19 protein-coding genes and 2 tRNA genes are annotated in these 23648 nt (G+C 71.2%); 3 read left to right on the top strand and 18 right to left on the bottom strand.

All coding sequences use genetic code 11. The features are described from left to right. Positions 1-48: 48 nt before the first annotated feature. A complete protein-coding gene (locus ACWCSV_RS32305) occupies positions 49-1941 on the bottom strand; it encodes an AMP-dependent synthetase/ligase (RefSeq protein ID WP_451148407.1) in 1893 nt (630 codons plus the stop codon). Positions 1942-2348: 407 nt separating this feature from the next. Next, positions 2349-4223, bottom strand: coding sequence for a translation elongation factor 4 (gene lepA / locus ACWCSV_RS32310; RefSeq protein WP_451148409.1), 1875 nt, complete (start codon positions 4221-4223; stop codon positions 2349-2351). A 227-nt stretch (positions 4224-4450) separates the two neighbouring features. Here lepA and rpsT point away from each other — a divergent pair, with 227 nt between their 5' ends. Next, positions 4451-4717 (top strand): 30S ribosomal protein S20, encoded by a 267-nt coding sequence (gene rpsT / locus ACWCSV_RS32315; RefSeq protein ID WP_327175777.1) that lies wholly within the window; start codon positions 4451-4453, stop codon positions 4715-4717. A 319-nt stretch (positions 4718-5036) separates the two neighbouring features. On the opposite strand, the gene holA is transcribed toward rpsT, so the two are convergent. Beyond that, a complete protein-coding gene (gene holA, locus ACWCSV_RS32320; protein WP_327175778.1) occupies positions 5037-6023 on the bottom strand; it encodes a DNA polymerase III subunit delta in 987 nt (328 codons plus the stop codon). Between the two features lie 190 nt (positions 6024-6213). Here holA and ACWCSV_RS32325 point away from each other — a divergent pair, with 190 nt between their 5' ends. Then, the gene (locus ACWCSV_RS32325; protein ID WP_451148411.1) at positions 6214-6459 is read left to right on the top strand and encodes a hypothetical protein; all 246 of its coding nucleotides are present in this window, start codon (positions 6214-6216) and stop codon (positions 6457-6459) included. A gap of 123 nt (positions 6460-6582) precedes the next feature. Here the strand turns inward: ACWCSV_RS32325 and ACWCSV_RS32330 are convergent, their stop codons facing one another. The 15 genes from ACWCSV_RS32330 to ACWCSV_RS32400 all read right to left on the bottom strand — a co-directional run bounded on the left by ACWCSV_RS32330 (position 6583) and on the right by ACWCSV_RS32400 (position 22436). Continuing rightward, positions 6583-7467 carry a YceI family protein gene (locus ACWCSV_RS32330; RefSeq protein ID WP_451148413.1) on the bottom strand — a complete coding sequence of 295 codons (885 nt, stop codon included), beginning with the start codon at positions 7465-7467 and terminating at the stop codon, positions 6583-6585. A gap of 252 nt (positions 7468-7719) precedes the next feature. Further along, positions 7720-10353, bottom strand: a complete 2634-nt coding sequence (locus ACWCSV_RS32335; protein WP_451148415.1) for a ComEC/Rec2 family competence protein — start codon at positions 10351-10353, stop codon at positions 7720-7722. Next, the gene (locus ACWCSV_RS32340; RefSeq protein ID WP_451148417.1) at positions 10350-11000 is read right to left on the bottom strand and encodes a helix-hairpin-helix domain-containing protein; all 651 of its coding nucleotides are present in this window, start codon (positions 10998-11000) and stop codon (positions 10350-10352) included. Before ACWCSV_RS32340 ends, ACWCSV_RS32335 begins: the two co-directional genes overlap by 4 nt. 585 nt (positions 11001-11585) lie before the next feature. After that, entirely contained in the window at positions 11586-12431 is an 846-nt protein-coding gene (locus tag ACWCSV_RS32345; RefSeq protein ID WP_451148419.1) for a DegV family protein, read from the bottom strand. 190 nt (positions 12432-12621) lie between these two features. Beyond that, positions 12622-13398, bottom strand: coding sequence for a hypothetical protein (locus ACWCSV_RS32350; protein WP_451148421.1), 777 nt, complete (start codon positions 13396-13398; stop codon positions 12622-12624). A gap of 270 nt (positions 13399-13668) precedes the next feature. After that, positions 13669-16542, bottom strand: coding sequence for a leucine--tRNA ligase (gene leuS / locus ACWCSV_RS32355; protein WP_451148423.1), 2874 nt, complete (start codon positions 16540-16542; stop codon positions 13669-13671). Positions 16543-16966: 424 nt separating this feature from the next. Then, positions 16967-17039 (bottom strand) — tRNA-Ala (locus ACWCSV_RS32360). Positions 17040-17228: 189 nt separating this feature from the next. Beyond that, positions 17229-17462: a hypothetical protein gene (locus ACWCSV_RS32365; protein ID WP_018103228.1), complete on the bottom strand. Its 234-nt coding sequence runs from the start codon at positions 17460-17462 to the stop codon at positions 17229-17231. Positions 17463-18005: 543 nt separating this feature from the next. Continuing rightward, positions 18006-18078, bottom strand: a tRNA-Ala gene (locus ACWCSV_RS32370). Positions 18079-18227: 149 nt separating this feature from the next. After that, a complete protein-coding gene (locus ACWCSV_RS32375; RefSeq protein ID WP_451148444.1) occupies positions 18228-18881 on the bottom strand; it encodes a histidine phosphatase family protein in 654 nt (217 codons plus the stop codon). Then, a complete protein-coding gene (gene rsfS / locus ACWCSV_RS32380; protein WP_327175786.1) occupies positions 18878-19309 on the bottom strand; it encodes a ribosome silencing factor in 432 nt (143 codons plus the stop codon). The genes ACWCSV_RS32375 and rsfS overlap by 4 nt, the downstream gene beginning before the upstream one ends. 259 nt (positions 19310-19568) lie before the next feature. Continuing rightward, positions 19569-21365, bottom strand: coding sequence for an LCP family protein (locus ACWCSV_RS32385; RefSeq protein ID WP_451148426.1), 1797 nt, complete (start codon positions 21363-21365; stop codon positions 19569-19571). Between the two features lie 22 nt (positions 21366-21387). After that, positions 21388-22005, bottom strand: coding sequence for a nicotinate-nucleotide adenylyltransferase (gene nadD / locus ACWCSV_RS32390; RefSeq protein ID WP_451148428.1), 618 nt, complete (start codon positions 22003-22005; stop codon positions 21388-21390). A 32-nt stretch (positions 22006-22037) separates the two neighbouring features. After that, positions 22038-22199 (bottom strand): hypothetical protein, encoded by a 162-nt coding sequence (locus ACWCSV_RS32395; protein ID WP_327175788.1) that lies wholly within the window; start codon positions 22197-22199, stop codon positions 22038-22040. A gap of 84 nt (positions 22200-22283) precedes the next feature. Further along, complete coding sequence (locus ACWCSV_RS32400; RefSeq protein WP_451148430.1) at positions 22284-22436, bottom strand: hypothetical protein; 153 nt, start codon at positions 22434-22436, stop codon at positions 22284-22286. A 111-nt stretch (positions 22437-22547) separates the two neighbouring features. On the opposite strand from ACWCSV_RS32400, the gene ACWCSV_RS32405 reads away from it, so the two are divergent. Further along, the gene (locus ACWCSV_RS32405) at positions 22548-23609 is read left to right on the top strand and encodes a M48 family metallopeptidase (protein WP_451148432.1); all 1062 of its coding nucleotides are present in this window, start codon (positions 22548-22550) and stop codon (positions 23607-23609) included. Positions 23610-23648: the final 39 nt, after the last annotated feature.

Here is a 23648-nt window from a genome sequence, read left to right on the forward strand (position 1 = left end):
GGGCGGTACGGCCGTCGGCCGTACCGCCCCGCGCTCCCTCGCCCGTGCTCAGGCCTCGCGCGTCCCCGCGTACATGTCCTCGATCAGCGACTTGTACTCGCGCTCGACGACCGGCCGCTTCAGCTTGAGGCTGGGGGTCAGCTCGCCGTGTTCGATGTCCAGGTCACGCGGGAGGAGGCGGAACTTCTTGATGGTCTGCCACCGCTGAAGTCCCCCGTTGAGCTCGTTGACGTAGCCCTCGATGAGCTCCACGGTCTGCGGGGCCGCCACCACTTCGGCGTACGGCTTGCCGTCCAGGCCGTTCTCGGCCGCCCAGCCGAGGATCGCGGGTTCGTCCAGGGCGATGAGCGCGGTGCAGAAGTTCCGGTCCGCGCCGTGCACCAGGATGTTGGAGACGAACGGGCAGACCGCCTTGAACTGGCCCTCGACCTCGGCCGGGGCGACGTACTTGCCGCCCGAGGTCTTGATCAGGTCCTTCTTCCGGTCCGTGATGCTCAGGTACCCGTCGACGGAGAGTTCGCCGATGTCGCCGGTGTGCAGCCAGCCGTCCGACTCCAGCACCTCGGACGACTTGTCCGGGAGCCGGTGGTAGCCCTCCATGATGCCGGGGCCGCGCAGCAGCACCTCGCCGTCGTCGGCGATGCGGACCTCGGTGCCGGGGAGCGGCTTGCCGACGGTGCCGGTGCGGTAGGCCTCGCCCGGGTTGCAGAACGAGGCGGCGCTGGACTCGGTGAGGCCGTACCCCTCCAGGATGTGCACGCCCGCGCCGGCGAAGAAGTAGCCGATGTCCGGGGCGAGTGCGGCGGAGCCGGAGACGCAGGCGCGCAGCCGGCCGCCGAACGCCTCGCGGATCTTCGCGAAGACGAGGGCGTCCGCGGCCCGGTGCTTGGCGCCGAGGGCGAAGGGGACGGAGGCGGTGCCCGTACGGCGGAAGTTGTCCTGCGAGACCTTGGCGTACTCGCGGGCGACGCCCACGGACCACTGGAAGATCTTGTACTTGGCCCCGCCACCGGCGCGGGCCTTGGCCGCGACGCCGTTGTAGACCTTCTCGAAGATGCGCGGGACGGCCGCCATGTAGGTGGGCCGGACCACCGGGAGGTTCTCGATGATCTTGTCGACCCGGCCGTCGACGGCGGTGACGTGGCCGACCTCGATCTGGCCGGAGGTCAGCACCTTGCCGAAGACGTGCGCGAGCGGCAGCCAGAGGTACTGGACGTCGTCGGCGTTGATCAGCCCGGTCGCGACGGTGGCCTTGGCCATGTACGACCAGTTGTCGTGCGGCAGCCGCACTCCCTTGGGCCGCCCGGTGGTGCCGGAGGTGTAGATCAGGGTGGCCAGCTGGTCGGCGGTGATGTCCGACACCCGCTCCTTGACGGCCTCCGGGTGCTCCACCAGGTACGCGGCGCCCTGGGCCTCCAGCTCGGCGAGGGTCAGCAGCCAGCCCTCGGGGTCGCCCTCGGCGGGCTCGGCGGCAGCCGGGTCGATGACGACGACACGGGTGAGGTCGGGCAGCTCGGCACGGGACTCGCGGGCCTTCGCGACCTGGGCCGCGTCCTCCGCGATCAGCACCCGGCTCTCGGAGTCGGCCAGGATGAAGGCGGACTCCTCGGTGTTGGTGGAGGGGTAGACCGTGGTCGTCGCGGCGCCGGCGCACATCACGCCCAGGTCGGCGAGGATCCACTCGACCCGGGTGGAGGACGCGAGCGCGACCCGCTCCTCGGGCCGCACACCGAGCGCGATCAGGCCCGCAGCGATGGCGTAGACGCGTTCGGCGGACTCGCCCCAGGTCAGCGACTTCCACTCGTCCGGACCCTCGCCCGTGGACGAGGGCACCGGGTAGCGGTACGCCTCGCCGTCCGGCGTGGCGGCCACCCGCTCCATGAAGAGATTCGCCACGGAGGGCGGTCGGTTGTCGATCAGGGTCTGTGGTGTGTCGCTCACGACGTCCTCCGGGCCTGCGGCATCGCTACGACCGGCCGCTTGGTGATCCTGCTGTGTCTGCTTGCTTCTCGTTCCCGCTCTGCGCGTGATCCTGATCCACCGCGCGTCCTGCTCGTCACGCTCGCTCGGCTGTTCCCGCCCTGTACGACCGGCTCACCACCGGCTTGCTTAACTGGCGAGTAACTAGACGAGCCGTGATCAGGGTAAAGCGCGCCCGGTTTCCGCGTAAGGGGCCACGGGCCGCCGGTTCATAACGAACGGGCCCCCGCCCTCCGCACTGTGCGGAGGAACAGGGGCCCGAACGTGTGACGCCTCGAACAGCTCGTCCGTACACCCGGTGGAGAGGTCCACGGGGTGTACGGACGAGGCCCACGGAGATGCCGCGGCGGGTGAGGCCGCGGGGCGGGCTACTTCTTGCCCTTGGCCTCGGCGCCGGACTCGTCGGTGGACAGGACGGCGATGAACGCGTCCTGCGGCACCTCGACGTTGCCGACCATCTTCATCCGCTTCTTGCCCTCCTTCTGCTTCTCCAGCAGCTTCCGCTTACGGGAGATGTCACCGCCGTAGCACTTGGCGAGGACGTCCTTGCGGATGGCGCGGACGGTCTCACGGGCGATGACCCGGGAGCCGATGGCCGCCTGGATCGGCACCTCGAAGTTCTGCCGGGGGATGAGCTTCTGCAGCTTGGCGACGAGCCGCACGCCGTACGCGTACGCCTTGTCCTTGTGGGTGACGGCGGAGAACGCGTCCACCTTGTCGCCGTGCAGCAGGATGTCGACCTTGACGAGCTGCGCCGACTGCTCGCCGGTGGGCTCGTAGTCGAGCGAGGCGTACCCGCGGGTCTTCGACTTCAGCTGGTCGAAGAAGTCGAAGACGATCTCGGCGAGCGGCAGGGTGTAGCGGATCTCCACCCGGTCCTCGGAGAGGTAGTCCATGCCGATCAGGGTGCCGCGCCGGTTCTGGCAGAGCTCCATGATCGCGCCGATGAACTCGCTGGGCGCGAGGACAGTGGCCCGGACGACCGGCTCGTGCACCGAGTCGATCTTGCCCTCGGGGAACTCGCTCGGGTTGGTGACGGTGTGCTCGGTGCCGTCCTCCATCGTCACGCGGTACACCACGTTGGGTGCGGTGGCGATGAGGTCGAGGCCGAACTCGCGCTCCAGGCGCTCGCGGATCACGTCGAGGTGGAGCAGGCCGAGGAAGCCGACGCGGAAGCCGAAGCCGAGCGCGGCGGAGGTCTCCGGCTCGTAGACCAGGGCCGCGTCGTTGAGCTGGAGCTTGTCCAGGGCCTCGCGCAGGTCCGGGTAGTCCGAGCCGTCCAGCGGGTAGAGCCCCGAGAACACCATCGGCTTCGGGTCCTTGTACCCGCCCAGCGCCTCGGTCGCCCCGCTGTGCAGGGAGGTGATCGTGTCACCGACCTTGGACTGACGGACGTCCTTCACACCGGTGATGATGTAACCGACCTCACCCACACCGAGGCCGTCCGCCGGGGTCATCTCCGGGGAGGAGACACCGATCTCCAGCAGCTCGTGCGTGGCGCCGGTCGACATCATCCGGATGCGCTCGCGCTTGTTGAGCTGGCCGTCGACCACACGGACGTACGTGACGACGCCGCGGTAGGAGTCGTAGACCGAGTCGAAGATCATCGCGCGGGCGGGGGCGTCCGCCTGGCCCACGGGGGCCGGAACGTCCCGGACCACCCGGTCCAGCAGCGCGTCCACGCCGACACCGGTCTTCGCGGAGACCTTGAGGACGTCCTCCGGCTGGCAGCCGATGAGGTTCGCCAGCTCCTCGGAGAACTTCTCGGGCTGCGCGGCCGGCAGGTCGATCTTGTTCAGCACCGGGACGATGGTGAGGTCGTTCTCCATGGCCAGGTACAGGTTGGCCAGGGTCTGCGCCTCGATCCCCTGGGCCGCGTCGACCAGCAGGACCGTGCCCTCACAGGCGGCGAGCGAACGCGACACCTCGTACGTGAAGTCCACGTGCCCGGGGGTGTCGATCATGTTGAGGATGTGGGTGCTGCCCTTGCCCTCCGCCGTGGTGGGCGCCCACGGCAGACGGACCGCCTGGGACTTGATGGTGATACCGCGCTCGCGCTCGATGTCCATCCGGTCGAGGTACTGAGCGCGCATCTGCCGCTGGTCGACCACGCCCGTCAGCTGGAGCATCCGGTCGGCAAGGGTCGACTTGCCGTGGTCGATGTGCGCGATGATGCAGAAGTTGCGGATCAGCGCCGGGTCGGTACGGCTCGGCGCAGGCACGTTGGTGGGAGTCGCGGGCACGCAGGGTCCTGATTCTTGAGACGCCGAACGCCGTGTCTCGGGTCGATGTCGGGTCGGTCGGATCTATACGTAGCTTCCATCGTCCCACGCCTGGGCCGCAGCCACGGGTTTGGGCCGGTAGGAGGGTGACTGGTACCGTGGGCAGCTGTGCCTCGTGGCTCCTTGGGTGATACCGCGGAGACGCGCGGCGCACTCAGAAGATCCAACGAACCTGAAAAGGCTCTCTCGTGGCGAACATCAAGTCCCAGATCAAGCGGAACAAGACCAACGAGAAGGCGCGCCTGCGCAACAAGGCCGTCAAGTCGTCGCTCAAGACCGCGATCCGCAAGGCCCGTGAGGCTGCCGTCGCCGGTGACGTCGAGAAGGCCACCACGGCCGCTCGCGACGCTTCCCGCGCGCTCGACAAGGCCGTCTCCAAGGGTGTCATCCACAAGAACGCCGCGGCCAACAAGAAGTCGGCCCTGGCCTCCAAGGTTGCCTCCCTCAGCGCCTGAGCACCCTGATGTGATCGCCGGAACGGACACAGCGGGCCCTCTCTCCCGCTCCTGACCGGCACCCCGTGCCGCACACCGAACCTGCGTTCGCCACGCGGGTGCGGCACACACAGCGTGAACGGAAAGGCCCCGTTCGTCCCCCTCCCCGGGGCGACGAACGGGGCCTTTCCGCGTGTACGGGCGCGGGTGCCATTCCGCTTGTGCGGGCGCGGGTGCCATTCCGCTTGTGCGGGCGTGGTTACGGGCCCACGAGGTCGGAAGGTCTCAGGCCTCCGGTACCGGCTCGGCGGCTCAGCGGCTCGGGAACATCAGCTCGGGATCAGCGGCCCGCGCGGGCGGCCCGCGCGACGGCGACGACCGCCTTCTCCAGTGCGTACTCGGGGTCGTCCCCGCCGCCCTTGACGCCCGCGTCGGCGGCGGCCACGGCCAGGGTCGCCGCCGCGATCCCGTCCGGGGTCCAGCCGCGCATCTGCTGGCGTACCCGGTCGATCTTCCACGGCGGCATGCCCAGCTCGCGGGCCAGGTCGGCGGGGCGTCCGCCCCGGGCGGAGGAAAGCTTGCCGATGGCCCGGACTCCCTGGGCGAGGGCGCTGGTGATGAGGACGGGGGCGACCCCCGTCGACAGGGACCAGCGCAGCGCCTCCAGCGCCTCGGCGGCCCGCCCTTCCACAGCCCGGTCGGCGACGGTGAACGAGGACGCCTCGGCACGGCCCGTGTAGTAGCGCCCGACGACGGCCTCGTCGATGGTGCCTTCGACGTCCGCGACGAGCTGGGAGACGGCGCTCGCCAGCTCCCGCAGGTCGCTGCCGATGGAGTCCACGAGAGACTGGCACGCCTCCGGGGTGGCCGAACGGCCCAGCGCCCGGAACTCCGACCGTACGAAGGTGAGCCGCTCGGCCGGCTTCGTCGTCTTCGGGCAGGCGACCTCACGCGCTCCGGCCTTGCGGGCCGCGTCCAGCAGGCCCTTGCCCTTGGCGCCGCCCGCGTGGAGCAGCACCAGGGTGATCTCCTCGGCCGGGGAGTCGAGGTACGCCTTGACGTCCTTCACGGTGTCGGCGGAGAGATCGTGGGCGTTGCGGACGATCACCACCTTCCGCTCGGCGAAGAGGGACGGGCTGGTCAGCTCGGCGAGCGTGCCGGGCTGCAACTGCTCCGAGGCGAGATCGCGGACGTCCGTGTCGGCGTCGGCGGCGCGGGCTGCCGCCACCACCTGCTGCACGGCGCGGTCGAGGAGGAGGTCCTCCTGGCCCACGGCGAGCGTGAGGGGGGCGAGCGGATCGTCGGTGGGGTTCCTTCTGGTGGCCATCGCCGTCCAGCATCCCACGCCCCACCGACAGCCGGTCCGCCGTCCGCCCGGACCGCCGTGTGCCCGGAGCGCCGCATGCCAGGACCGCCGCGTGCCAGGTCCGCCGTCCGCCCGGACCGCCGTGTGCCCGGAGCGCCGCATGCCCGGTCCCCGGTCCGGGGCACAGTGGCTCGCGGGCGAGAATGGGTGGGTGAGCGATGTGAGACATGTACTGGTGCTGCCCGACCGTGACGCCGCCCGGGAGGTGGCCGAGGAGCTGCCCGACCGCTTCGCCGTCGGCGAGGAACCGCAGTTGCTGAGGGACGCGCTGGCCGGCGAGGACGACGCCGAGGACGCCCAGTGGCTGGTGGTCGTGGAGGACCCGGACGGGCGGCTGGACGCCGCCGCTCTCGACGCCTTCGCGGCGGAGTACGAGGGGTGGCTGGAGGCCCCGTAGAGGGGGCGTGAAGGGACCGCAGCGGGGCCGCGGCCAGGGGGGCTCGGGGTCTCAGTGGCGGGCGGGGTGCCGGGCGGGGCAGGGGCCACGGCCGCCGTGGAGCGTCGGCCCCCGCCCGACGGGTCAGCCCTTCTGGACGATCTGGATGTCCATCTCGATGGAGATGCTGGAGCCGACGACCGCGATTCCCTTGGCCAGCATCGTCTGCCAGGTGAGAGTGAAGTCTTCACGGTGCAGCTCGGTGGTGGCCCGGCAGGCGGCCCGCGCCTCGCCCTCCAGCCCGTTGCCGAGACCGAGGTACTGGGTCTCCAGCGTCACGGTGCGGCTGACGCCGTGGAGGGTGAGCGCCCCGGTGACGGCCCACCGGCTCCCGCCGCGGTGCACGAAGCGCTCGCTGTAGAACTCCAGCGTGGGGAAGTGGCCGACGTCCAGGAAGTCGGCCGAGCGCAGGTGGTCGTCGCGCATCTGGACATTGGTGTCGATCGACGCGGCGTCGATGATGACGTGCATCGCGGAGTCCTCCATGTGCTCCGCGATGCGGATGGCACCGGCGAAGGTGTTGAACCTGCCGTGGACGCGCGCCATACCGATGTGCCGGGCGGTGAAGCCGATCTGGGTGTGGGTCGGCTCGATCTCCCAGTCGCCGGGGGCGGGGAGCTGCGGGGGCTGCGCCAGCTGGAGCCGTACGTCGCCGAGGTTGGCGTGCCCGCTCTCGGTCACCGTGACCGGCCCGTGGAAGGGGGTGAACCCCTCGGACGTGACGCCCAGTCGGTATTCGCCCGCCGGGACCGCCGCGAGAATCCTCCCGTACGGGTCGGTGTCGCCGCCGAAGACCCTGCGGCCCCCGGCGTCCGTGACGACGAACTCGGCCTGCAGCACCGGCTGGTCGACCGGGTCGAGCACCCGGCAGCTGATCACGCCCGCGGACTGCGGCACGGTGACTCCGGCGAGGGCGCCACCGGAGGCGGCACCCGACTGTCCATTGCTGCGAAACCAACGGCCGAACATTGCGCACTCCTGGGGGCGATCACCTGGGGCCCCTACGGCTGGACGTCGTTGTCGGAGCAGCGGCCCGCCGACGAAAATGCATTCGATCATTCTTGCCGCGTTCGAGGCAAACAGAGCTGCTCGTACGGGATGCACGGTGCTGTGACGGGCTGTTACCGAACATCCTTATTGACGCCACCTCTCACAGAATGGTCCGTATTGCGGACACTCCACCCCTCCTCGCCGGCACCGGCCCCCGGCTACCGGAACCTCCTACCGGCGGCCCACCACCCGCAGTCCGGCCCCCGCACCGCTCACGGCGATCGCCCCGTCCACATCGGTACGCAGCACCCTCGCGCCGCCCGCGGCCAGTGCGGCCACGGTGCGCGGGGCCGGGTGCCCGTACGGGTTCCCGGCACCGCAGGAGATGAGCGCGAGCCTCGGCCGCACCCGGCGCATCAGCCCCGGGTCCTGGAAACCCGAGCCGTGGTGCGCCACCTTGAGCACGTCCACTCCGGACAGTTCGGGGTGCGCGCGTATCAGTCCCTGCTGGGCCGGGGGTTCGAGATCGCCCAGGAGCAGCAGCCGCAGACCGCCCCGCGCCGTGACCAGCAGGGTGAGACTGGAGTCGTTCGGCTCCTCGGGTACGCCCGTGGCCACAGCCGTCGCCCGGGCGCCCGCCTCCGGCCACAGGACCTGCCAGTCGAGGGCCCCGAGGCGGCGGTGCTCCCCCGCCGCCGCAGGAATCAGCGGCACCCCCGAGGCGGCGGCGGTACGCCGTACGAACGCGGCCTGTTCCGCGGGCTGTTCGAGGCCGGTCGTCTGGACCGCCCCCACCGTCCTGCCCCGCAGCACGCCGGGCAGCCCGCGCACATGGTCCGCGTGGAAGTGGGTCAGCACCAGCAGCGGCACACGTCTGACGCCCAGCTCCCGCAGGCACCGGTCGACGGGTGCCGGTTCGGGCCCGGCGTCCACGACGACCCCGGTCCCGTCGCCTGCCGCGAGCACCATCGCATCGCCCTGACCGACGTCGCAGAGGGCGAAGGCCCAGCCGGGCGGGGGCCACCCCGTCACCATGCGGGTCAGCGGCACGGGTCTGAAGACCGCGAGGACCAGCATCAGCGCGGCCACCGAGCAGAGCCAGGGGTGCCGGCCCAGGTGGCGGGCGCCCACCACCACGAGCAGCGTGACTCCCGCCAGCAGAGCGGCACCTCCCCAGCCGCCGGGCCAGGCCGCCTCCGCCCCGGGCAGCCCGGCACCCGTTCTGGCGATGCCGGCGATCCACTCCACCGGCCACCCCGCGATCCGGGCCAGCACCTGTGCCGCGGGCATCGACACCGGGGCCACGGCGAGCACGGCGAACCCGAGGACCGTGGCGGGCGCCACCGCGAACTCGGCGAGCAGGTTGCACGGGACCGCCACCAGGCTCACCCGGGAGGCCAGCACCACGACGACGGGCGCGCAGACGGCCTGCGCCGCCGCGGCGGCTGCCAGCACCTCGGCGAGCCTGGCGGGCACCCGCCTCCGGCACAGGGCCGCCCCCCAGCGCGGCGCGAGAGTGAGCAGCGATCCGGTGGCCAGGACGGAGAGCAGGAAGCCGTAACTCCGGGCCAGCCACGGGTCGTACAGCACCAGCAGCAGAACCGCCGCCGCCAGCGCGGGAATCAGGGCTCTGCGCCGGCCGGTGCCGATGGCGAGGAGCGTGATCAGCCCGCACGCCGCCGCGCGCAGCACGCTCGGCTCCGGCCGGCAGACGATCACGAACGCGAGGGCGATCAGGCCACCGATCAGTGCCGTCGTGCGCAAGGTCAGCCCCAGCCGGGGCGCGAGGCCCCGCCGTTCGGCGCTCAGGGCGGCACTCGGAGGGCCGATCAGCAAGAAGAGCAGAATAGATAGATTTGAACCAGAAACGGACAGGAGGTGTGTGAGATCGGTGGACCGGAAGGCGTCGTGCAGTTCGGTCGGGACGCGTGAGGTGTCGCCGACCACCAGGCCGGGCAGCAGCGCCCGGGCGTCCGGGGTGAGCCTTTCGGTGGCCCGGCGCAGCCCTTCGCGCAACTCCCCCGCCAGGCGCTGCGTGAAGGTGGGCCCGCTGACGATCCGTGGCGCGGTACCCGAAGCCACCCGCAGGGTCGCCGCGCTCCGTTCGCCCTCGCGCGTGGAGGGGACGAGCCGGCCGCCGATCCGCAGACCGGTGGAGGGCAGCAGGCTCTGCCACGCCCGCGGCGCGGCGCCGGGCGACACCATCAGGACGACCGGCGTGCGGAGCCGGTACGCCTCCCCGACGGCGTACGCCTCCCCGACGGCGGAAGAAGCCACACCCGGCCCTGACCCCGGGTCGGGGCCGGGGCCCGTCGCACCGGAGCCGGGGCCCGGGCCGAAGCCGGGACGGTGACCGGGCCGCGCGAGCCGGGTGATCTCGGCGTCGATCAGCAGCAGGGCAGGCATGCTCCGGCTGCCGCGCACCTGGGCGCGCGTACGTACCGGATCGGAGGTGATGGTGACCTCCGCTTCCACCTCCGTGTGCGCCCGCGCCAGCCCCGGTACCGGACCTCGGCGGGCATCGGCCCCGTGCAGCCCCGCCGACGCGGCCCCGGCCGCCGCGCACAGCAGTGCGGCGCAGACCGCGATGCTTCCGGTGGGCCGGCGGCTCCCCTCGCCCCACGACCCGCGCAGGAGAACCAGGGCCGCCACGAGACAGACGACGACCCCCGCCGCCGTCCAGGCCCCGGGGAGGACGAGGCAGAGCGCGGCGGCCGCCCAGGCGGCGAGGGCCGGCAGCACCAGCCGCAGATCGGCCGGACCCTCCTGCCCCGCGCCCGAACCCGTGGCCGTGCCCTCGCCCGTACTCGTTCCGCAGGCCGCCGGGCGCTCCGTGCGGACGGGGGCGCCGATGTCCCGGGTCATGGCCGCACCAGGGGCTGGAGATCGGCGAAGCGCCGGTCGCCGATGCCCGTGACCTGCCGCAATTCGTCGACGGAGCCGTATCCCCCGTGCTCGGTGCGGTAGTCGACGATGTGCTGGGCCAGAACCGGTCCGACCCCCGGCAGCGTCTCCAGTTGCTCGGCGGTGGCGCTGCTGAGGCTCAGGGGGCCGGCCTGCGCCGTCCCTCCGCCGCCCGGGCCCGGTCCCCCGGCCGCGCCCGGAGGCTGTGGGGCCATGGGGATTCCGACCACCACCTGCTCGCCGTCGTTGAGGATCCGGGCGCGGTTGAGGCCGGTGACGTCCGTCCCCGCGAGTACGCCCCCGGCGGCGTGCAGCGCATCGGCGACCCTCGATCCGGCCCTCAGGTGCTGGACTCCCGGCCGCCGCACCTTGCCGTTCACGTCGACCACGATCCGGTTCCGGTCGGCGGCCACGGCGTCGGGAGCGGTGGCAGCGGACGGCCGCGGCGGTGGCGGAGGGGGCGCCATCGACATCGCCCCCACGTTCTCCGTACGCGGCAGGGCGGATGCCTCGGCCGCCGCCCGCACCGCTTCGGGGACGCGTACGGTCTCCGGCCCGGCGGTCCAGAAGTGCGCCCCGGCCAGGACCGCGAGGCCGGCCAGGACCACGCCCAGAGCGGCCGTCGCCTTCGGTTCGAGGGCGCACCGGAGCTGGAACCAGAGAGGTAACCGCTCACGGAGAGCGGCACGAGCCACGGCCCCGGTGGCCTCCGCCTCCACCGGCTCCGCGGCCGGCCCGGCCTCCGCCTCGCCCAGCAGCGCGTCGGCCCGTCGGCGCCCCGCCAGCGCAGCCTCGTCCGCCGGCCGCCCCCTGGCACGCCGTCCCGGGCGAACACCGGAGACGGCACCGGGATCGGCCCCGGGGCCGCCGGACGCGGCGTCAGCAGGCCGCGGATGCGCGGAGTCGGGAAGTGCGAGGAGGTCGAGGCCGGGAGCGGAGGAGCACGGACGCGGATGAGCTGATCGAAGAGCCATGCCTCAGGACGTTAGGCACCTCCGCGAGAACCCGCTGAGCAGCCCTGATTTCCGTGGACAACCGCCCGGTTGTGGACAACTCCGCCACTCGATGGAGGGAAAGTGACCCAAGGACGCGACGGGATCGGCGCGTTGAGAACACAGCCACCGGGCGCGTTGAAGACACAGCCGCCGGCATCAGCGCGGCGAGATCATCGGAGCGAGGTCGCCGGGCCGAGGTCACCGCTCCGAGATCACCGCTCCGAGCAGTCCCGGCCCCGTGTGTGCCCCGATCACCGCGCCGACCTCGCTGACGTGCAGGTCCACCAGCCCGGGCACCCGCTCCCGAAGGCGTTCCGCGAGCCGCTCGGCCCGTTCCGGAGCCGCGAGGTGGTGCACCGCGATGTCCACCGCGCCCGTACCGGCCCGGTCTGCGACGATCTCCTCCAGCCGGGCGATGGCCCGGGAGGCCGTCCGTACCTTCTCCAGCATCTCGATGCGCCCGCCGTCGAGCTGGAGCAGCGGCTTCACGGCGAGCGCGGAGCCGAACAGCGCCTGGGCCGCCCCGATCCGGCCGCCCCGGCGGAGGTAGTCGAGGGTGTCCACGTAGAAGTAGGCGGAGGTGACACGTGCCCGCCGCTCCGCCGCCAGTACGGCGTCGTCCAGTCCGCCGCCCGCCTCGGTGGCCTCGGCCGCCGCCAGCGCGCAGAATCCGAGGGCCATCGCGACCATCCCGGTGTCCACCACCCGCACCGGCACCGGGGCTTCCTTCGCGGCCAGCAGCGCGGCGTCGTACGTCCCCGAGAACTCCGCGGACAGGTGCAGCGAGACGACACCGGTCGCACCCGCTTCGGCCGCCGCCCGGTAGGTCTCGGCGAAGACCTCCGGGCTGGGGCGGGACGTGGTCACCGAACGGCGCTTCTGGAGGGCCACCGCGAGCGAACGGGACGAGATCTCCGTGCCCTCCTCCAACGCCTGGTCGCCGAGGACGACGGTCAGCGGCACCGCTGTGATGCCGTGCCGCTCCATCGTCCGGGGAGGCAAGTAGGCCGTTGAATCGGTAACGATCGCGACATGGCGGGACATGAGCCGGAGATTACCTTCCGGTGGAGTGGCGCGGCAGCCCGACCCCGGGCCGCTGATCCTTTACGGACGGTGCGGGAGGCATCTTGCCACCTGCGGGACCACCGCCCGGGGCCACCACCCGCCAACCTCGCACCACGTCGCACCACGTCGCACCACGTCGCACCAGCCGCGGACGTGCTCCGCCCGACGCTCAGTTCGTCGTCTCCGGCCGGGTGGACTTCTGCCACGGCGGCCTGATCCGCGCGGCGGGACCCGACTCCGGCAACTCGCGCGACGCCTCCCGTGCCGTGCCCGGCGCGGAAGCCCCGAACTCCTGGGCCGCCCCGAACTCCTGGGGTGTGCCGGAACCGCGGGACGCACCGGAGCCCCGGCGCTCCCCGGAACCGTGCGGCGCCCGGGGAGCCGAAGCCGCTGGCTCCTCGCCCGTCGTCCAGTGCCGCAGCGCCCCGGCCTCCACGTCGATCTGCGCGTTGAGAGCGTCCAAGTCGTCGTCGGCGAACCGCCTGGCCCGGTCGCGGGCCGCCCAGCGGAGCGAGTCGGCGGACTTCGTGATGCGCTCGGTGCGCTCCCGGAGTCCGGGCATCAGCTGCGCCACCGTGACGCGGTCGGGCTCCCGCTCCAGCCGCTTCAGCTCGTCGTCCAGCTCCCGGCCGTGCGCGCTGAGCCGCTGGAAGAGCCCCAGGGACTCCGAGAGCGAGGCGTCCTCGGCGGCCCCGGCCCCCAGCGTCTCCTGGGTCGCGCGCATCGCGGTGCGCAGGGAGAGCCGCAGCTGCGCCAGCTCGCCGGTGACTCCGGGCTGGCCGTAGCTCTTCGCCCGCAGGGTGGTCTCCTCGACCGTCCGCCGGGCCTGGGTGAGTGTCCGGTCGACGCCTCGCTTGGCGGCCTTGACGGCCTTCACCCCGGCGTACACGCCGAGGCCCACGAACGCGACGAAGAGCAGCGCCAGGATCAAGAGCAGAGTCTCCATGAACGCCCCTCGGCAGTCGACGGTCGATCGGATCGGAATGCGGATCGGAAAGCTGGTGATGACGGCTCCGGCGGCCACCCGGTGACGGCCACCCTCTCCACCGTAAACGCAACGGGCAGGCCGAGGGTTCCGTCGGAACCCCCAACCTGCCCGTAGGGGAAAGCCCTGGCAGTCGTGCGCCCGGTGACCCGGGGCCCCGGAAGGCGCCTCACAGCGAGGTGCCTACCCAGGCCCCCGGCGCCTCACGCCGGGACGGTCATACCGGGACGGTCATGCCGGGACGATGTTGACCAGCTTCGGCGCCCGCACGATCACCTTGCGGATCCCGGCTCCGCCCAGAGCGGCGACCACGGCCTCGTCGGCCAGGGCCAGCGACTCCAGCTCCGCGTCCGTGATGGACGGGGAGATCTCCAGGCGGGCCCTGACCTTGCCCTTGATCTGGACGACGCAGGTGACGGTCTCGTCCACGACGTAAGCCGGGTCGGCCACCGGGAAGTCCTGGTGCACGACCGACTCGGTGTGGCCCAGCCGGCGCCACAGCTCCTCGGCGACGTGCGGGGCCAGCGGGGCGACCAGCAGGACCAGGCTCTCGGCCACCGGGCGGGACAGCGGGCCGCCCGTCTTGGTCAGGTGGTTGTTCAGCTCGGTCACCTTGGCGATGGCCGTGTTGAAACGCATTCCGGCCATGTCCTGGGCGACGCCGTCGATCGCCTTGTGCAGCGCGCGCAGCGTGTCCTCGCCGGGCTCCGCGTCCACGACGGTGACCTCACCGGTCTCCTCGTCGACGACATTGCGCCACAGCCGCTGCAGCAGGCGGTACTGGCCGACCACGGCGCGGGTGTCCCACGGGCGCGAGACATCCAGCGGGCCCATCGCCATCTCGTACAGGCGCAGGGTGTCCGCGCCGTACTCGGCGCAGATCTCGTCCGGCGTGACGGCGTTCTTCAGGGACTTGCCCATCTTGCCCAGGACGCGGCTGACCTTCTCGCCCTGGTGGAAGAACTGTCCGTCGCGCTCCTCGACCTCGGCCGCCGGCACCGGGATGCCACGGGCGTCGCGGTAGACGAACGCCTGGATCATGCCCTGGTTGTACAGCTTGTGGAACGGCTCGGAGGACGAGACGTGGCCCAGGTCGTGCAGCACCTTGGACCAGAAACGCGCGTACAGCAGGTGCAGCACCGCGTGCTCGGCGCCGCCGACGTACAGGTCGACACCGCCGGTCGGCTGTCCCTCGCGCGGGCCCATCCAGTACTGCTCGATCGCCGGGTCGACCAGTGCCCGCTCGTTGTTCGGGTCCAGGTAGCGCAGCTCGTACCAGCAGGAACCGGCCCAGTTCGGCATGGTGTTGGTCTCGCGCCGGTACGTGCGCGGGCCGTTGCCGTCGCCCAGGTCCAGGGTGACGTTGACCCAGTCGGCGTTCCGCGACAGCGGGGGCTCCGGCTTGGTGTCCGCGTCGTCCGGGTCGAAGGTGCGCGGGGAGTAGTCCTCGACCTCCGGCAGCTCCAGGGGCAGCATCGACTCGGGCAGCGGGTGGGCGATGCCGTCCTCGTCGTAGACGATCGGGAAGGGCTCGCCCCAGTAGCGCTGGCGGCTGAACAGCCAGTCGCGCAGCCGGAAGTTCACGGTGCCCTCGCCGACGCCGCGCTCCCGCAGCCACTCGGTGATCTTCGCCTTGGCGTCCACGACGCCCAGGCCGTCGAGCGAGATCTCTTCGTTCGAGGAGTTGACCAGCTTCGCCTCGTACGAGGAGAAGGCGTCCTCCCACGTGGCGGGGTCGGTGCCGCGGTCGTCCGAGGGCTCGACGACGCAGCGCATCGGCAGCTCGAAGGCGCGCGCGAAGGCGAAGTCGCGGGTGTCGTGCGCCGGGACGGCCATGATCGCGCCGGTGCCGTAGCCCATCAGGACGTAGTCGGCGATGAAGACGGGAACCTTGTCGCCGCTGACCGGGTTGGTCGCGTACGCGCCGGTGAAGACGCCGGTCTTGTCCTTGGCCTCGGCCTGGCGCTCGACGTCCGACTTGGCCGCGGCCTGCTTGCGGTACGCGGTGACGGCCTCGGCGGGGGTGGCGTGGCCGCCGGTCCAGACCGGGTGGGTGCCCTCGGGCCAGGCGGCCGGGATGATCCGCTCGACCAGCTCGTGCTCGGGCGCCAGCACCATGTAGGTGGCACCGAACAGGGTGTCCTGGCGGGTGGTGAAGACGGTGATCGCACCGGCGCCGTCGACGGGGAAGTCGACGCGCGCGCCCTCGGAACGGCCGATCCAGTTGCGCTGCTGCAGCTTGATGGCTTCCGGCCAGTCCAGGCCGTCCAGGTCGTCCAGCAGACGGTCGGCGTACGCGGTGATGCGCATGTTCCACTGGCGCAGCTTGGACTTGAAGACCGGGAAGTTCCCGCGCTCGGAGCGTCCGTCGGCGGTCACCTCCTCGTTGGCCAGGACGGTGCCCAGGCCCGGCGACCAGTTGACGGGGGCGTCGGAGGCGTACGCCAGGCGGTACTCGCTCAGCAGGTCGGCGCGCTCGACGGCGGACAGGTCCTGCCAGGAACGGCCGTCCGGCGTGGACCGCTCACCGCTCTCGAACTGGGCGACCAGCTCGCCGATCGGACGGGCCTTGTCGGCGTCGGTGTCGTACCAGGAGTTGAAGATCTGCAGGAAGATCCACTGGGTCCACTTGTAGTACTCCGCGTCGATCGTGGCGAACGAGCGGCGCTTGTCGTGGCCCAGGCCCAGCCGGCGCAGCTGGGCCCGCATGTTCTCCATGTTCGCTTCGGTGGAGATCCGCGGGTGCGTGCCGGTCTGCACGGCGTACTGCTCGGCGGGCAGGCCGAAGGCGTCGAAGCCCAGGGTGTGCAGGACGTTGTGGCCGGACATCCGCTGGTGGCGGGCGTACACGTCGGTGGCGATGTAACCCAGCGGGTGGCCGACGTGCAGGCCCGCGCCCGAGGGGTACGGGAACATGTCCATGATGAACTTCTTGGGCTTGGCGGCCAGCTCGGGGTCGCCCGCCAGGTCGCCGGTCGGGTTGGGCGCCTCGTACGTGCCCTCGGCGTCCCAGAAGTCCTGCCAGCGTGCCTCGATGTCGGCGGCCATCGCCGCCGTGTAGCGGTGCGGCGCAGCCGTCTCGGCTGCGGAATTCGTCTCGCTCATGATCCTCAAAGCTCCATCGATCGTCATCTGCCGGCGCCCACGTCGAAGGACGCGCGTCTACGGAAACGAAAAATCCCCTCGCACAGGAGGGGACGCCGCGCCGAGTCCGACCAGGCGTTCTCACCGGTCGGTAGTGATCAGCGCGGCTCGCTAAGCAGAAGGCGTACGGCACGCATGGCGTCAGGGTACCGCACAGGACCGGAGGCCTACCGGGAGCGGCCACCTGCTGGACGGGCCGGGGGACGCCAGGGGGGCAGCCGGGCGGCGGCCGGGGGCGACCTGCGGGCAGGGCGTCCGCAGGAAGCACCGGAGGGGCAGGAAGTCCGGCGACGAGACCCGGCGAAGCGCGCAAGTGGGGTCAACGGGAAACAGCGGACAACGAAAAGGCGGGCCATCCGATTCGGATGACCCGCCCTCTTCACTGTGGAGCTAAGGAGAATTGAACTCCTGACCTCCTGCATGCCATGCAGGCGCTCTACCAACTGAGCTATAGCCCCTTGTTCCGCTTGCCGTTCCGGTTTCCCTTGGCGACATCGAGAACATTACACGGCCTCCCCGGTACTCCCCAAATCCATTCCGACCAGGTCCGCTATGCCCGATTCGTGCCGCCCTGACGCCCCCGCCACACCTCCGCAGGCCCTGCCGCCAGGCCCCCGGCGCCGGCCCCCCGCAGCCGGCCCCCGCCATCAGGCCGTGGCGAAGGAGTAGAACCTCTTGAGGGTGCAGTGCTCCTCCAGGAGCCGCCCGTAGATGGGCTCCCCCTCCAGCTCGCGGTAGGTCTCGATGGGGTCGCCTTTTATGATCAGCGCCCGCGCGCACTCCTCGCACCAGTACTGGTAGTCCGCGTTGACCGGATCCATGTCCCTGACGATGGGCGTACCACTGCCACACCAGTCGCATTTCCGCCTGTGCGCACCCATGCAGTCAGCTCCAGCTGTGGCCGCTGGCCGTGCGTGCGCACCTGATCCCGCCGCCCTCCGGTGCCTGGACCACCTGGGAGAAGCCGCGGGACGGGCCGCCGGGACCGGACCTGTGTTCGGGAATCACGGTAACTACGGGACGGGCGGGCGGAGCTGGAACAGCGGACGCACAAGGCTGACCGGGGACCCGCACGCGGCTCGCAGGCATCGTGCTCCCTCCCGATCGGTCCGTCGCCCCCTCCGGCGCTCCGATTCTGCCATGCCACCGCAAGAGGGGAAGCCCGCCGAACCGTGCACGGGGGGCTACTGACGCCACGTCAGCCCGCGCGCCCGGCCGCACGACCGGACGAAGACGCAGGCGGCCACCGCCCACGGACCGGCACGGGAGGAACAGCGGCGGAGCCGGCATCGGAAGAGGAGCGGGACGGCACGGCGGCCGGGACGGCCCGTCAGCACCGGGCCGACACGAACACCGGGTCGGCAGAAGCACCGGACCGGTACACGCAGAAGATCCCGCCCCCAAGGGGACGGGATCTTCATCTGTGGAGCTAAGGAGAATTGAACTCCTGACCTCCTGCATGCCATGCAGGCGCTCTACCAACTGAGCTATAGCCCCGCTGTTCGCTGTCCTTCTCCGCTTCCTCACCGTTTCCGGTGTTTTCCGCGCTGCGAACAAGAAGAACTCTAGCCTGTGACCAGCCGGAAAGTGAAATCCGGCCGGTACCGCCCTCCCGGAGGTGCCCTCCGGGGTGGTCGGGCGGCTCCTCAGGTGTCGTCGCCGAGCACCGGTTCGGGCAGGGTTCCGGCGTTGTGCTCCAGCAGGCGCCAGCCGCGCGCCCCCTCGCCCAGCACCGACCAGCAGCAGTTGCTGAGTCCGCCGAGGCCCTCCCAGTGGTGGGCCTCCAGTCCGAGCAGCCGGCCGATCGTCGTACGGATGGTGCCGCCGTGGCTGACCACGACGAGCGTGCCGCCGTCCGGCAGCCGGCCGGCGTGGTCCAGGACGACCGGAGCGGCCCGGTCGGCCACCTCGGTCTCCAGCTCGCCGCCACCGCGGCGTACGGGCTCGCCGCGCTTCCACGCGGCGTACTGCTCGCCGTACCGGTCGATGATCTCCTCGTGCGTGAGTCCCTGCCACTCGCCGGCGTAGGTCTCGCGCAGTCCGGCGTCGTGGGTGACCGTGAGGCCCGTCACGGCGGACAGCTCGGCGGCCGTGGCCGCCGCGCGCCGCAGATCGGAGGCGACGACGGCGTCGGGCTTCAGGGACGCCAGGAGGCGGGCCGCCCGGCGGGCCTGCCCGACTCCGGTGTCGGTCAACTCGATGTCGGTGGTGCCCTGGAAGCGCCGCTCCAGGTTCCACGCCGTCTGACCGTGCCGCCAGAGGACTACTCGGCGGCCCCGGCCGCTGCCGCTGCCGTTCAGCTCGCGTCACCTTCCGTGGTGCCGTTGAGCCGGGCGTGCTCCTCGGCCTTGCCCCGGGTCTTGAGCGCGTCCTCGGGGAGCGCGATCTCGGGGCAGTCCTTCCACAGGCGCTCCAGCGCGTAGAAGACACGCTCCTCGCTGTGCTGGACGTGGATGACGATGTCGACGTAGTCGAGCAGGATCCAGCGGGCGTCGCGGTCGCCCTCGCGGCGCACCGGCTTGGCGCCGAGCTCCTTCAGGAGCCGCTCCTCGATCTCGTCGACGATCGACTTGACCTGGCGGTCGTTGGGGGCCGAGGCCAGCAGGAAGGCGTCGGTGATCGACAGGACGTCACTGACGTCGTAGGCGATGATGTCGTGCGCGAGCCGGTCGGCCGCCGCCTGGGCGGCGGCGGTGATGAGCTCGATGGAGCGGTCCGTGGCGGTCACATGCAGGCTTTCGTCGGCGGTCGGGGCAGTCCCTGGAAGCTGTTCCGTCGTCCCTGGCGGATCGGCACGCGGACGGAGCGGCGGGGTTCCGTCGCCGTCGTCGCGTGCCCGCCAGAAATCGCGGGACTGTTCTTTAGGGTCTCACGGACCGCCGACAGCGCCGACTGGGAATTCCCCCGGTACGCCGCAGGGGCCCCCGCGCCACCTCGGCGCGAGGGCCCCTGCGGGCCGGTCGACGGGTCGGGCCCGCAAGGAGGGGTCAGGGCTTCTGGAACGTGTAGTCCTGTCCGAGCACCACGGAGACGTCCGCGTTCGCGGCGGCCTCCCCCTTGATCACGACGGTCTCCGGCAGGCCGAGCGTCTTGGCCACCTCCACCGCCTTGGCCTTGTCGTCGGCCGTGCCGTAGACGACCTGAGAGGTGGACCGGGTGTCCGCCTTCCCGGCGTCGACGAAGGAGTAGCCGCCGTTCACCAGCACCACCCGCGCCGCGTCGAGGGCGTCCGTGTCCCCGTAGGCGTTCTTCACACCGACCCGGACCGCCGCGTCCTTGTCCGGGGCCCGTACCGCTCCGCCCAGGACGTCCTTCACCACGCTCTTGGTCGCCGCGTCGCTCAGGGTGCCGTCGTCCCGCACCGGCAGGACCTGGGTGGAGTAGTCCCCCACCTTGGCGTGGCCGGCGAGTTTGGCGAGCGAGGCGCCGAGGTCGGCCTCGGGCAGCGACGGGTCGAGGATCTGGGCCAGCGTCTGCACCGTGATCGTCGCCGCCTTGGGGTCCTCGGACATCTTGCGCAGCACCCCGCGCAGCACCTGCCCGAACCGCGTCAGCTGCTTCGCCTCCGGCTCCCCCTTGGCCTGGTACGTGGCGTACGCCACGGCCATCGTGCCGCTCAGGGTCTGTGCCTCGCCCTTGTGGACCAGGGGCGCGGCGCCCTTCTTGGTGTCGGGTACGTCGGTGTCGGTGTCGACCTCGATGTTGCCGACCAGCTCGACGAGGTTCTCCAGGTACGGGGTGTCCAGGCGCCAGGTGCCGCTGATCTTCGTACCGAGGAGGGTGTCGATCGCCTCGCGGGTTCCGGTGCTGCCGTCGTCCTCCACCGACTCACCGAGCGTGGTGGAGGTGCCGTCGTCGTTGGCGACCGCGAGGGAGTTGGGCAGCAGGACGGTGGTGGCCTTCTTGGTGGTGACGTTGTCCACCAGCAGCGCCGTGGACGTGCCGCCGCCCTTGGTGTTGTGCAGGTGCACGACGATGACGTCGCGCTGCTGCGGGCCGCCGGCGGTGGCGGCCTTGCCGTCCTCGCCGGAGGAGCCGGGAAGCTTGCCGGCCGACCAGAGGTAGCCCACCCCGGCGACGACGACGAGCGCCACGACGACGATCAGGCCGATCAGCCGGTTGCGGCCCTTGCGCCGGGCCTCCTCGCGCCGCTCGCTGCGGCTCTCGGTGAACGCCAGCCAGTCGATGACGTCCTCGGAGTCCTCGTCCGGCTCCTCGATGAACGAGAACTGCCCGGTGCGGTAGTCCTGGGAGGAGCGGCGCTGCTCCGGAACCCCGGGCTCCTGGACTCCGGCCCCCTGGGGCCCGCTCCGGGCCCCGGGCTCCGGCTGAGGCGCGCCCGCCGGGGCGGGGGGCTGGGGAGCGGCCTGGGGTGCGGCCTGCGGGGCCGTCGTGTTCTGCTGCGGGACGTTCCACTGCTGGGCCGCCGAGTCGACCACCACGGGCTGCTGCCCGGTGTCGTAGCCGTAGGCGCCGTAGCCGTACCCCTGCTCACCCTGCTGCGGCTGTGCCTGCGGCTGGCCGGTGTACGGGTCGTAGAGCTGCTGCGGCTGCTGGGCGTACGGGTCGTAGCCGTAGCCCGCCTGCTGGCCCTGCTGACTCTGCTGGTCCTGCTGCTGACTCTGCGTCGGCTGCCCGTAGGTGTACGGGTCCTGCGGGGAGGCGTACGGGTCGTAGCCCTGCTGTTCGGGCTGCTGCTGGTACACCGGCTGCCCGTACGCGTCGTAGCCGATGATCTGCGGCTGTTGTCCGTACGGGTCGTACGGGTTCTGTCGGTCGTTCACCACCGGTGCCCCTCTCCGTGGCTCATTCGCCTCGGTACAGCTGGCGTTTGTCGATGTAACGGACCACACCGTCGGGCACCAGATACCAGACCGGATCGCCCTGCGCGACCCTCCACCGGCAGTCCGTCGACGAGATGGCCAGGGCGGGGACCTCCACCAGGGAGACTCCGCCGGCGGGCAGTCCCGCGTCGGTGAGCACATGGCCCGGCCGGGTCACACCGATGAAATGGGAGAGCGAGAAGAGTTCCTCTGCGTTTCGCCAGGTGAGGATCTGGGACAACGCGTCCGCGCCGGTGATGAAGAAGAGGTCCGCGTCCCCGTGGGTGTCCCGCAGGTCCCGCAGGGTGTCGATCGTGTACGTCGGTCCCCCGCGGTCGATGTCGCTGCGGCTCACCGAGAACTGCGGGTTCGACGCCGTGGCGATGACCGTCATCAGGTAGCGGTCCTCGGCCGGCGAGACCTCCTTGTGGCTCTTCTGCCACGGCTGCCCGGTCGGCACGAACACGACCTCGTCCAGGTGGAACTGGGCGGCCACTTCACTGGCCGCCACCAGGTGTCCATGATGGATCGGGTCGAACGTCCCGCCCATGACGCCGATTCGGCGCTTGCCGCGGCCGGTAGGCACTTCCTGCTCTCCCATGCGTGCAGACCCTACTGGCACGGCGTCACCGCTCAGCGGTCGCGGTTGAAACGGGTGGTGACGAAGAGCAGGAGCAGCAGGGCGATGAAGGCGCCGCCGCCGGTCACGTACGGGTTGAGGCTTTCGTGGTTGCCGCCTTCGCCGCCTTCGGAGGCGAGAAGGACCAGCTGGTGGGCGGTGCTCGTGAGGCTCATCTTCGGCAGGACCTATCGATCGGGAGTCGGAAGGAAGACGTCGGGCACATCGTATGCGGGTCCGTCGGGCACGCTCACGGCGACTCAGTCGTTGGAGTCGTTGTTGCGGTAGCCGCGCAGGAGCAGCCAGGCCATCAGGGCCACTCCGACGAGCGAGACGAGCAGCACGATGCGCACCGTGTTGCCCGGTCCCTGGTCGTCCGCGGCGGCGGCAAGCAGTGCGACGGTGTGCGGCATTCCGGGTGCTCCTCTTGGTTGTCCACAGCCCCCCGCACACCGTAGCGCCAGCACCTAGGCTGACCGGTGTCAGGGGGACGGGCGGCGTCCCACAGCGACCAGGGGGATCAGATGACCGGCGACACCCGTACGAACGAACCCAGCAGGCGGCGCATGCGCTTCCCGGGAATCTCCTCCCGGGCGTACGAGCACCCGACGGACCGCTCGGCACTGGTGGCGCTGCGCAAACTTTCCGGGTTCGACACCGTCTTCAAGGCGCTCAGCGGCCTGCTGCCCGAGCGGAGCCTGCGGCTTCTCTACCTCTCCGACTCGGTGCGGGTGGGCGAGGAACAGTTCACCCATCTGCACACCATGCTGCGTGACGCCTGCTACATCCTGGACCTGGAGAAGGTCCCCGCGATGTACGTCACGCAGAACCCCCAGCCCAACGCGATGTGCATCGGACTCGACGAGCCGATCATCGTGGTCACCACCGGTCTGGTGGAGCTGCTGGACGAGGAGGAGATGCGGGCCGTCGTGGGCCACGAGGTGGGGCACGCCCTGTCCGGCCACTCCGTCTACCGCACGGTGCTGCTCTTCCTGACGGGCCTCGCGGTGAAGGTGGCCTGGATACCGCTGGGCAACGTGGCGGTGCTGGCCATCGTGACGGCGCTGCGCGAGTGGTTCCGCAAGTCGGAGCTCTCGGCCGACCGTGCCGGGCTGCTGGTGGGCCAGGACCTCCGGGCCTCCATGCGGGGCCTGATGAAAATAGCCGGCGGCAATCACCTCCACGAGATGAACGTCGACGCCTTCCTCGCCCAGGCCGAGGAGTACGAGAAGGCGGGCGATCTGCGCGACTCCGTGCTGAAGATCCTCAATGTGCTCCCCCGTTCGCACCCCTTCACGACCGTGCGGGCGGCCGAGCTGAAGAGCTGGGCGGAGACCCGGGACTACCAGCGCATCATGGACGGCCACTACCCGCGCCGCGAGGAGGACAAGGACACCTCGGTGACGGACTCCTTCCGTGAGTCCGCCGCGCACTACGCCGACACGGTCCGCACCAGCAAGGACCCGCTGATGAAGCTCGTCGGCGACGTCGCGGGCGGTGCCGGGGACCTGGGCGGCAGGATCCGGGACCGCTTCACCGGCGGCGCCCGCGGCGGCGCACCCGACCCGGCCGCCGGTACGGAGTAGGCCCCGGCGCTACCTGGGCCCAGGTACTGCCTGCGTAAG

The organism is Streptomyces sp. NPDC001770 (genome assembly GCF_053596135.1).